We start from the raw sequence: 12,669 nt of genomic DNA, 5'->3' as shown, positions 1-12,669 counted from the left end.
TCACTCGTTGATCGGTTGGAACGTGCAGTGCGAATGGAGTCGTCAACCCGGTCGCGGTCCACTGCGGGCGCCGCGTAACGGACCGGTCATCCGGCCTATGCCATTTGGGGGGAGCACATGAAAGGTCGGATAGCCTTCGACACGACCGCCGATGCGACGGTACACGGGCGTTTCAGCCGCGTGGCCCGCATGTGCCCCGCCCGGATCGCCATCGCCTCGGATGCCGGCTCCCTCACTTACGCCGAGCTGGATCAACGCAGTGACGCCCTGGCCTCTGCCCTGCTCGCCGAAGGTGTCTCGCCTGGCGATTATGTCGGCCTGCTCATGGAGCGCTCCGCGGACGCGATTGCCGCCCTGCTCGGTATCCTGAAGGCTGGCGCAGCCTATCTTCCGCTGGATACGACGTGGCCGGACGAGCGACTGGCGTTTGCATTGAACGATGCGGGCGCGCGGGTGGTGTTTACGCGCCGCCATGACGCCCGATGGAAGATCCTGGACCCCGGCCAGCTACCCTCGGTGCAGCGAAACACGCCATCCACCGGCGATGGCGAATCGACGGCTTATGCCATGTACACCTCCGGGTCCACCGGCCAGCCCAAGGGGGTGGAAATCCGTCATCGGTCCATCCTCCGTCTGGTGCTGCACTCCGCGTTCATGGACTTCGACGCCCCCGTGGTCCTGCATGCCGCACCGCTGGGTTTTGACGCGTCAACGCTGGAGATCTTCGCCCCGCTGCTGAATGGCGGCACCTGCGTGATCCACGATGAGCACACGCCCACCGGGGCGGGAATCGCGCGTACCGTGGCGCGCCATGGCGCCGACCACGCATGGCTTACCGCCGCACTGTTCAACGCCATCATCGACGATGATCCGATGCACCTGGCCGGCCTGCGTTGCGTCCTGACCGGCGGCGAAGCGCTGTCTGTGCGCCATGTACGCAAGGCCCTCTCGGCGCTACCCCGGGTCCGGCTGGTCAACGGCTATGGCCCCACCGAATGCACGACCTTCGCGACCACCTTCGCCATTCCCCCCTCCTGGAACAGCGACGACGCCATTCCCATCGGCAAGGCCATCGGGCAGACCTCGTTGCATGTGCTGGACGAGAACGGCAACCCCGCCATGCGTGGCGAGCTGTATATCGGTGGCAGCGGCGTGGCGCGCGGCTACCTCAACCGGCCCGAACTGACCGCTGCGCGATTCGTCGAATCGGCACTGGGCACGCTGTATCGCACCGGCGACCTGGTACGACTGCGGGACGACGGGAACCTGGATTTCATCGGCCGCATCGACGGCCAGGTGAAGATCCGCGGCTACCGGATCGAAACCGCCGAAGTTGAATTGGCACTCCGCGCCATCGAGGGTGTAACCGATGCAGTGGTCGCGGCCCGTGAGGACCGCGCCGGCAACAAGCGGCTCGTCGCGTGGTATGCCGCCGAAGAACAGCATGACGCGCGCACGCTGCGTGACGCCCTGGCGCAGCGCCTGCCCGATTACATGTTACCGACCGCGTGGAAGCGCATGGCCTGCATGCCCATCAATACCAATGGCAAGCTGGATCGACACGCCCTGCCCGACCCGGATCAGGCACGCCCGGAGCTTGCAGCCCCTTACGCTGCACCACGCGGCGACATGGAGCAACGCATCTGCGCCATCTTCGAGGACGTGCTGAGCCTGGATCGTGTTGGCCGCGATGACAATTTCTTCGACCTGGGCGGCGATTCCCTGCTCGCCGCAGGTGTCATCACCGCCATCCATGCCACGGTATCGACCCGACCCACCCTCGTGAACCTGTTCGGCCACCCCACCCCCGCGCGCCTGGCTGCGCTGGCCCAGAACACCGATACCGTCACAGAGCCGCCGGGTTCCAGGGGTACCGCGTCAGGTAGCGAGCCAATCGCCATCATCGCCATGGCTGGCCGCTTTCCTGGTGCACCCGACGTCGAGTCTTTCTGGGAAAACCTCTGCGCCGGGCGCGAATCGATCCGCTTCTTTTCACCCGATGAACTGGATCCTGCGGTAGGCATGGAGCGGGAAGATCCCGGCTACGTCCACGCGCGGGGCGTCATCGACGATGTGGAATGCTTTGATGCGGGCTTCTTTGGCATGTCTCCCCGCGAAGCCGAGCTGACCGATCCACAGCAGCGCCTGTTCATGGAACTGTGCTGGGAATGCGTGGAGCGCGGCGGCTACGTGCCGGATCGCAACGAGAAGATCACTGGCGTCTTCGGCGGCATGCACAACGCCACCTATTACCAGCGTCACCTGGCCGGCCGCCAGGACCTGATCGATCGTCTTGGCGCGTTCCAGGTGATGCTGGGCAACGAGAAGGATTACCTGGCAACGCGGGTTGCCCACAAGCTGAACCTCACCGGGCCGGCGGTCAGCGTGAACACGGCCTGCTCCACCTCCCTCGTGGCCATCGCCCAGGCATTCGACTCACTGCGTGCCGGACGTTGCGACATGGCGCTGGCCGGCGGTGTCTCCATCAGCTGTCCACCACGCAGCGGCTACGTGGCCCAGGAAGGTTCGATGCTGTCACCCGACGGGCATACGCGCACCTTCGACGAGAAAGCAGGCGGTACCGTATTCAGCGATGGCGCCGCCGTCGTGCTGCTGAAACGCCTCAGCGATGCCCTGCGTGACGGCGATACCGTCCATGCGGTGATTCGCGGCGTCGCCGTGAACAACGATGGCGCGCAAAAGGCCAGCTTCACCGCGCCCAATGCCGCAGGCCAGGCCGCCGTCATCTCGGCGGCGCTGCGCGACGCCGGCGTCAGCGCACGTGATATTTCCTATGTGGAAGCCCACGGCACGGCCACGCCGCTGGGTGATCCCATCGAGATGGAAGGCCTTGTCGAGGCGTTTCGCCGCGATACCGCCGACGCGGGGTTCTGCGCCATCGGCTCCCTGAAGAGCAATGTGGGCCACCTGGTGATGGCAGCCGGTGCGGCGGGTGTCATCAAAACCGCCATGGCCATGGGCGAACGGCGCCTGCCGCCATCACTGCATTTCACCGCGCCCAACCCGAAACTGGGACTGGCCGGGTCACCATTCGTCGTCAACGACACCCTGCGCCCCTGGCAGACGGCGGGAACACCGCTGCTTGCCGGTGTCAGTTCATTCGGTGTTGGCGGCACGAATGCCCATGCCATTCTCGCCGAGGCTCCGGCCAGGACACCCTCCGATGTCGCCAGTGGGAGCCAGCTACTGCTTCTCTCGGCCCGGTCGCCATCGGCGCTTGCCGCGAGTGCCGCACGCCTGGCCGACCACCTTGCATCGCATCCGGAGGGCAACCTCGCCGACGTGGCATGGACCCTGGCGGTGGGGCGCAAGGCCTTCCTGCATCGCTGCCATGTCGTCGCCGCCCATACCGCCGATGCCGAAGCGAAGCTGCGCGACATAGCCGCGGCTGCCGGCGGCCACGCCTGCCGTGACCCTCGTCCCGGCGTGGTGTTTCTGTTCCCTGGCCAGGGCTCGCAATACACCGGCATGGGGCGTGAACTGCATGCCACCGAGCCGGTATTCCGGGAGGCGCTGGACCAGGTGGCAAACGCCTTGCGCGACGAACTCGGTTTCGACCTGCGCGAGCCGCTGTTCGATGGCAACGAGGATGCCTTGCGTGAGACGGCGCTGACCCAGCCTGCCACTTTCGCCATCGAATATGCCCTGGCACGCCTGTGGATGAGTCTCGGCATCAGGCCCGCCGCCATGATCGGTCACAGCATCGGTGAATTTGCCGCCGCTGCCATCGCCGGGGTGATGACCGTGGACGATGCCGCCCGGCTGGTTGCCCGTCGCGGACGGCTCATGCAGGCACTGCCGCCGGGCGCGATGCTGTCCGTGCGACTGGGCGCCGCCGAACTCCGCTCGCGGCTGCCGCCTCATCTTTCGCTGGCAGCGGAGAACGCGCCCAATGCAAGCGTCGTCGCCGGCTCGCACGACGAGGTGGAAGCTTTCCGCCTTGGGCTTGAGGACGAAGGCGTCGCCTGCCGCCTCTTGCGTACGTCGCATGCCTTCCACTCGGCGATGATGGACCCGGTGCTCGATGCCTTCCGTGCCGAGGTGGCCCGCGTGCCCCTTTCCGCGCCCGGGCTGCCCATCCTGTCCACGGTGACGGGCGGCGTGCTGAGCGCAACGGATGCCACCTCGGCCGATTACTGGGCCGCGCATCTGCGCCAGACGGTGCAGTTCTCCCCAGCCCTGCTGCATGCACTCGACGACACCTCCCACACATTCCTGGAAGTCGGCCCCCGCTCCGTGCTCACCCAGCTGGCCCGCCAGCATGCGCAATGCCGCGGACGCGGTGTCATCGCTTCGCTGGCAGACGATGCGGCGGCCGAGCGCAGCGCATGGCTGGATGCCGTCGGCACCTTGTGGAGCGTAGGCACCGGCCCGGATGTCGCCACGCTCGACCACCGTGGCCAGCGCCGTCGCGTGTGCCTGCCCACCTACCCCTTTGAACGCAAACGGCACTGGATCGACGCACGCCCGCCGGCGTCGGTGACTGCCATCGCCAGCGTCATGCCGGCGACGCCCGCCGTAACACCCGACGTACCGGAGTACCCCATGCCCAGTGAAGCCACCCCACGTTCCCGCCGTCTCGTCGACGAACTGATCGCGTTGTTCGAAGACGTATCAGGCAACGATCTGGCCGGCGCCAGCGCCACGGCAAGCTTCGTCGAACTGGGCCTGGATTCCCTGGCGCTGACCCAGGTGGCCCTGCAATTGCAGAAGACCTACGGCCTGAAGATCGCCTTCCGCGAACTCATGGACGGTTGCGATACGTTCACCACCCTGGCCACCCGCCTCGACAACAGCCTCGCCCCGGAACAACCCCCTGCAGGAGCGCGCATCGCGCGCGACCAGCCCGTTGAAACCCCCACCTCCGCTCCCACCGACCTGGTCCAGAACGTCATCGCCCAGCAGATGCAGATCATGCGCGAGCAGCTGGCATTGCTCACAGGCACGCGGGGAGATGGCGGTACATCCAGGTCGCCGACACCGTCGGCCCCTGCACCAGCGGCGGTGGATGCCGAGGAATCGGGGGTCGCCCACACCACCTACGACGTGAAAAAAGCCTTCGGCGCCATCGCACGCATTCATACCGGAGGCACTGAACTCACCGCGCGCCAGCGTACGCGCCTGGATGCCTTCATCCGCCGCTACGTCGAGCGCACGAAGGCCTCCAAGGCCTACACGACCGAGCACCGCGATCACCTGGCCGACCCGCGCGTGGTCAACGGCTTCCGCCCGCTGTTGAAGGAAATCGTCTACCAGATCGTGGTGGAACGTTCGAAGGGTTCGAAGGTATGGGACATCGACGGCAACGAATACATCGATGCGCTCAACGGCTTCGGCATGAATCTCTTCGGCTGGCAGCCCGGCTTCGTGCTCGACGCCGTGCGCAACCAGCTGGACAGCGGCTATGAAATCGGCCCGCAGCATCCCCTTGCAGGCATCGTGGCCAGGCAGGTCTGCGACCTGACCGGCTTCGACCGCGCTGCGCTGTGCAATACCGGCTCCGAAGCCGTCATGGGCTGCGTGCGCGTGGCCCGCACGGTCACCGGTCGCGAGACCCTGGTGATCTTTACCGGCTCCTACCACGGCATCTTCGACGAAGTGATCGTGCGCGGCACGAAGAAGCTCACCTCCGTACCGGCTGCTCCCGGCATCCTGCGCAACACGGCGGAACATGTGCTCGTGCTCGACTACGGCACGCCGGAATCGCTGGCGATCATCCGCGAGCGTGCGCATGACATCGCCGCGGTGCTGGTCGAACCGGTGCAGAGCCGGCGTCCGGATTTCCAGCCGGTGGAATTCCTGCGCGAACTGCGCACGATCACCGAGGAAGCCGGTTCACTGCTCATCTTCGACGAGGTCGTCACCGGGTTTCGCTCGCACCCTCGCGGTGCCCAGGCCGTGCTTGGCATCGATGCCGACATGGCCTCGTACGGCAAGGTGGTGGGCGGCGGCTTCCCGATCGGCGTCATAGCCGGCAGGCGGCGGTTCATGGACGCGCTGGACGGCGGTGACTGGCGTTTCGGCGACGACTCCGTACCGACCGTGGGCGTGACCTATTTCGCCGGCACGTTCGTGCGCCATCCGCTCGCACTGGCCGCGGCCCATGCCGTGCTGACTCACCTCTCCAAGCAAGGCGCTGCGTTACAGGAGCGCCTGAATGCACGCGTGACGACCATGACGGACGAACTCAACGCCTTCTGCGCCGACGTGGGCGCACCGCTGAAGATCGTCCATTTCGCCTCCGTATGGAAAACCCAGTTCATGGAAGACCATCCCCTGCAGGACCTGCTGTTCGCCATGATGCGCAGCCGCGGGATCCACATCCTCGACAACTTCCCGTGCTTCTTCACCACGGCGCATGACGAGGCGGATTTCGCCGCCATTGCCGGCGCCTTCCGTGAATCGGTGCTGGAACTCCAGGAAGCCGGTTTCCTGCCACGGCGGCAGGAAGCGGCATGCCTCGATGCCGCTATGCCGCCGTTGCCCGGCGCACGCCTGGGCAAGGACCCTGAGGGCCATCCGGCCTGGTTCGTTCCCAACCCCGACCTGCCGGGCAAGTACCTGAGGGTGGGCGCATGACGTCGCCGGAACGCGCCACCGCCACGGCGGTCGATTACGACCCGTTCACCGGAGCGACGCTGGCCCGCCTCGCTCCGTTGACGGCCGCCCAGCGCGAACTGTGGCTGGCGTCCCACCTTGAGCCGGAGGCTTCGCTGGCCTACAACGAAGCCATCGCCATCACGTTCCGGGGCCCCCTGGTACTCGATGCACTGGAAGCATCGCTGCATCGCCTCGTCGAACGTCATGAAGCCCTGCGCTCCACGTTCAGCGCCGACGGCGAACACATGTTCATCGCCGCACATGGGCGGCTGCCGCTGGCGACCCACGATTTCTCGCTGATGGCAGCATACGAATGCGAGACAAAGCTTCGTGCCGCCTGGTCGCGCATCGTCACCACCGCCTTCGACCTGGAACACGGCCCGCTTGTACGCGCCGAGCTGTTCCGGCTCGGCGACGACCACCATATCCTGACCCTCGCCGCACACCACATCGTGTGCGACGGCTGGTCGTTCGGCGTGATCGTGCGCGATCTCGCCGCCTTATACGCGCAAGGCACGGGCAAGGGACAGGGTCCTGCCCCGGCCGGCGCGTTCTCGAACTTCGCGTTGGACGAGGCGGCGCACGCCGGCACGGAAGCGGCACGGGAGGATGAACGGTACTGGCTCGACCGCTTTGCCGGCGCGGCACCCGTACTGGATCTCCCCACCGACCGCTCGCGCCCGCGGCGGCGCTCGTTCGCCTCACGGCGCGAAGACCGCACCATCGACGCCGCCGAGCTGGCCGCCCTGCGCCAGCTCGGCGTGGCGCACGGTGCCAGCCTGTATGCCACGCTGCTTACCGGCTTTGCGGTGCTGTTGCAGCGGCTTACCGGCCAGGACGATCTGGTGATCGGTATCCCCACCGCCGGCCAGGCGGCCACCGGCGAGGACACTCTCGTCGGCCACGCCGTGAACGTGTTGCCCCTGCGTACGCGCGTGGATGCCGGCGATACCTTCGCCGGCCTGCTGGGGGGCGTGCGTGGTGATCTCTTCGATGCCTTCGACCACCAGCGCTACACGCTGGGCAGCCTGCTGGGCCGCCTGTCCCTGGGACGCGATCCGTCGCGCCTGCCCCTGGTCTCGGTGCTGTTCAATCTCGATGCGAAACTCGACGACAGCGTCATCAGCTTTCCCGGGATGACGTTCGACGTAGAGGCCGTTCCGCGCGATTACGAAAACTTCGAACTGTTCGTCAACGCCGTGCAGCTTGACGATGGCCTGCGCCTGGAATGCCAGTACAACGCCGACCTGTTCGAAGGTGCCACGGTACAGGGCTGGCTCGATGCCTACGTGACCCTGCTGCGTCACGCCGCCCGGGATGCGCAGGCCATCGCAGCTGCCTTGCCCGTGGTCTCGGACGCCGTCTATCGCGAACTGGCCGCGTTGCAGCCCGCTCCCACCCCCTTCCCCGAACTGCGCCTGGCGCATGAATTCTTCGAGCGGCAGGTGGATCGCGCGCCCACCCGTGCGGCGGTAAGGCATGGCGACCGGTCGCTCAGCTACCTTGCCCTGGAATCACGCGCCAACACCATCGCCAATGCACTGCGTGCGCGTGGTATCGGCCATGGCTCGCTGGTAGGCCTGTGCCTGGCGCGTGGCACCGACATGCTGGCCGCCGTGCTCGGCACGCTGAAGTCCGGTGCCGGCTACGTGCCGCTCGATCCGTCCTTTCCGGCGGACCGGCTCAGCTTCATGGCCGCGGATGCCGCGCTCGCTGCACTGGTCACGGATGACGATTCACCGCTGCCTTTCGACTTCGATGCCACCCGCCGGCTCGCGCTTGACGGTGCCGAAGTCGCGCAGGCCCCGGACGATCGCCCCGAGCGCAACCGCCGCGCAGCCACGCCCGATTCCGTCGCCTATGTGATCTTCACCTCGGGTTCCACCGGCCGTCCCAAGGGTGTACGCGTTCCGCATCGCGCCGCGGCCAACTTCCTCACCGCGATGCAGCGCATCCCGGGTATCGCACCGGACGACCGACTGGTGGCCGTCACCACGCTGTCGTTCGACATCGCCTTCATGGAGCTGTTGCTGCCGCTGACCAGCGGCGCGGAAGTGGTGATTGCCGGCCGTGACGATGTACGCGATGGCGCGCAGCTGCGCCAGCTGGTGGAAGCCTGCGATGCCACGGTCATGCAGGCCACGCCGGCCGGCTGGCGCCTGCTGGTGGAAGCGGGCTGGCACGGCCGCCCTGCCTTCCGTGCGATTTCCGGCGGCGAGCCCCTGCCGGTGGACCTGGCCGAAGCCCTACTCGATCGCTGCGGCGAGGTGTGGAACGGCTACGGCCCCACCGAGACCACGGTCTACTCCACCTACTGGCGCGTGTCCGACCCCCGCGAAGGCATCTATATCGGCAGGCCCATCGCAAACACCACCGTGCATATCCTGGACGCGCACGGCAACCACTGCCCGCTGGGCGTACCTGGCGAAATCCATATCGGTGGCGCGGGTGTAACGCTGGGCTATCTGGATCGTGCCGAACTTACCGCCGAGCGCTTCCTGCCCGACCCGTGGTCGGAAAGCCCGGATGCGCGCATGTATCGCACGGGCGACCGCGGCCGCTGGCTGGCGAACGGGCTGATCGAGCACATGGGTCGCCTCGACTTCCAGGTGAAGGTGCGCGGCTATCGCATCGAACCTGGTGAAATCGAATGCGTGCTCGCCGATGCAGCGGACGTGGCCCGAGCCCTGGTCATGGCCCGCGAGGACCGGCCGGGCGACGTGCGACTGGTCGCCTACATCGTGCCGCGCGACGGTGCCGCACTGGACGAGGACACCTTGCGCAGCCGCCTGCGCACCCGCTTGCCCGACTACATGGTGCCGCAGCACTTCGTGGTGCTGGACGCACTGCCCCTGCTGCCCAATGGCAAGACCGACCGCAAGGCCCTGCCGGCGCCCATGGCCCATTCCGCCGTGAACGACGCAGAGCGTATCGCTCCGCGCAACGACACCGAGCGCCGCGTGGCGGCGGCCATGGAGTCGGTGCTCAGCCTGCCCGGGCTCGATGTGCGCGACGACTTCTTTGCACTGGGCGGCCATTCCCTGCTGGCAGCGCAGCTCACGGCCCGCCTCAATCGCGAATTCGAGGTCACGCTTTCCTTCCGCACGCTGTTCGATGCGCCCAGCATCGAGCGACTGTCCATCGCCATCGATGCACTGAGCGGAAGCGATATCGCAAGACCCGATCCTATCGATCATCGCGACAGCCAGGACCACGCGCCCCTGTCGCTGATGCAGCGGCGCCTCTGGGCGCTGGAAAAGATGCATCCGGGCCGGGTGACCTATAACGCACCGTCAGCCCATCGTCTGCGCGGCCGGCTCGACGAACACGCATTCGACATGGCCTTCCAGGCCCTCGTGCAACGTCAGCCGAGCCTGCGCACCTCGTTCGTCGATACCGGCGAGGCACTGCTGCAGGTGGTGCGCCCCCAGCTGGACTACCGCCTGTTTCCCGCCGAAGACCTCAGCCTGTTTCCGGCCCCCGAGCGCGAGGCACGCCTCATGGCACGCCTGCGCCAGCTGACGGACACGCCGTTCGACCTGGGCGGCACACCGCTGTTCAGCGCGCGCATGTTCCGTCTCGCGGACGACGAGCACGTGCTGTTCTTCATGCCCCATCACATCATCTGGGATGGCTGGTCGTTCGACATCTTCTGCAACGAGTTGTCGGCCATCTACCGTGCCTTCGCGGCCGGCCTGCCCTCGCCGCTGACCGCGCTGCCGGTCACCTATGGCGATTTCGCCGAATGGCATGCGCACTGGCTGGAAACACCGGCCTTCCAGGCCCAGCTGACCGCCTGGCGCGAGCGCCTGGCAAAGATGGGCGACATCCGCCCGCTGCCCACCGATCATCCTCGTCGTCCCGGCATGTCGGGGCTGGGCCATACCGAGTGGATCCATGTAGACCGCGTCACCACGGATGCACTGCAGGAGGTGGCACGGCAGGCTGAAGCCACGCTCAACATGACCCTTCTCGCGCTCTACTTCGCCATGCTTTCCAGCTCGGCCGGTCAGCGCGATCTCGTGGTGGGAACGCCTGTTCGCGGCCGCAACCACACCGAGGTGGAATCGGTGATGGGCTACTTCAACAACCTGCTGCCGCTGCATGTGCACGTGGATCCCACGCTGTCCTTCGTGGAATTCGTGCGCAAGGTACGCGGCGTGGCCATCGACGCCTTCGGCCACCCCGACGTGCCGCTGGAATACCTGCAACGCGAACTGCGCATCGGGCATGGCACCGGTGCCACGCTCTACCAGGCGCTGTTCTCGTTCCAGGATGCACGCCAGCGCAACGTGGACTGGGGCGGCCTCGCGCACGAACAGATCCTGCTGTTCCAGAGCGCCGCCACCGAGGACATGGGCCTGTGGTTCCTGGAAAACCAGGCCGGCATGGTTGGTGGTGTCACCTACAACGCCGACCTGCTGCGCAGCGATACCGCCCAGCTGATGCGCGAACGCTACCTGGCCATGGTGCAACTGGTGATCCACGATCCGTCGATCGCCGTGGGCCGGCTTACGGCGGCGACGGAGGCCGAGCGCGAACGCGTGCGGCAGTGGCATGCCGACGTCGCCGACAACGTGCCCCATCCGGTAAGTCGTATCGACGAGAGGATCACCGCTTCACCGGATGCCACCCAGGCACTGGCCGATGGCACCTCGTTTTCCCTCGCAACGCTGGAACGCCGCAGCCGACAGGTTGCCCGGGCGCTGGTGGAACGTGGAGCAACGACCGGTGACGTGATCGGTGTGTGCCTCGATACCGGACTGGATCGCCTTGCCGCGTCGCTTGCCGTGTTGCGTCTTGGCGGCACGCTGCTTCTGCTCGACCGCGCCGATCCGGCGACATGGCGCCGGGAAGTGCTGACCGATGCACACACGACGCTGCTGGTGGGTGAACGTTCACTCGAAACACCGCTGGACTGGCCTGCCGATTGCGCCGTGTGGCTCGACGAGCCACTGCCCGATGGGGGTACACCGCTACATTTCCAGTCGCCGTCGCCGGCCACGCCTGCCATCGCCTTCCATACCCTCGATGACGAGGGACACGCGACGGGTACTTCGCTGTCGCATGCCGCCCTGGCACTCGCCGTGGATGCGCTGGCGAAGCATGCCGGCAACCAGGCCACGGGTAATAACCGCTTCACGAATGGCTCGGTGCTATCGCTGCTCGGTCCGCTGGTCGCACTGACCGGTGCGCGCGAGCCCGGCAGGTTCGACCATTTTCCTGCGCTGCCGCTGCTGGACGAACGTCCCATGGCAGGTTGCCAGCTATGGATCGTGGATGAGGATGGCGAACCCTGCCCGATCGGTGCCGTCGGCACGATCCTGCTGAAGGGCCCCCTTGCGCCGCAGCCCTTTGGCGCACGAGCCACCAGCGCCGGCGATGCCTCAAGGCATCGTTTCGCCCGGTGGCTTGCCGACGGGCGGGTGCAGCTGCTGGGTCGCATGGACCGCGTCGTCAGCCGGCACGGCGTCGATGTGTCCCTTCTCGCCGTCGAGGCGTCCCTGCTGGCGCAGCCTGGCGTCGTGCGGGCCGTGGCGGTGATGACGGATGACGAACTGCGTGCCTGGTACGTATCCGCCCCGGGCATGAAACAGGACGCAGAGGCGCTGCGCATCGCCCTGGCCGCGCGCCTTCCTGGCTGGGCGGTGCCCGCAAGCCTCGTCGGCCTGGATGTGCTGCCCCTGCTTCCCGAAGGAGACATCGATGTCGATGCCCTGCCGATGCCTGCCGGGATGCAGCAGGAAACAGCCGCTCCGGATGCCTCCCCCAGCAGCGAGAGCGAACGCCTGCTCGCCAGCGTGTGGCAGGAACTGCTTGGCATGACCCGCGTGCGCACCAGCGATAACTTCTTCGACGTCGGCGGCCATTCGCTGCTCGCGGTAGACATGGCGGCCCGGGTACAGAAGCTCACCGGCGTGCAGATGAACCTCCTGGACATCGCCAACGGCACGCTGGGTACCCTGGCGGCGGATCTCGCCCTGGCCAGGCCCGCGCCTCCACCGGCAAAGCGCGGGCTGCTCAGCCGCCTGCTGGGCCGCGGCTGAC

2 protein-coding genes are annotated in these 12,669 nt (G+C 66.9%); both read left to right on the top strand.

All coding sequences use genetic code 11. The annotated features are described in order from the left end of the window. Window positions 1–117 precede the first annotated feature (117 nt). Window positions 118–6,600, top strand: a complete 6,483-nt coding sequence (locus KR767_RS15940) for a polyketide synthase (RefSeq protein WP_250876966.1) — start codon at window positions 118–120, stop codon at window positions 6,598–6,600. Next, on the top strand, window positions 6,597–12,668 hold the full coding sequence (locus KR767_RS15935; RefSeq protein WP_250876965.1) for a non-ribosomal peptide synthetase: 6,072 nt from the start codon (window positions 6,597–6,599) through the stop codon (window positions 12,666–12,668). The genes KR767_RS15940 and KR767_RS15935 overlap by 4 nt, the downstream gene beginning before the upstream one ends. Window position 12,669: the final 1 nt, after the last annotated feature.

The sequence above is a fragment of the Luteibacter anthropi genome (assembly GCF_023699965.1).
In the GTDB taxonomy this organism is placed as follows: Bacteria; Pseudomonadota; Gammaproteobacteria; order Xanthomonadales; family Rhodanobacteraceae; genus Luteibacter; species Luteibacter anthropi.
The sequence above is the reverse complement of the archived record's forward strand: the minus strand, read 5'-3'. Positions and strand labels throughout refer to the sequence as shown.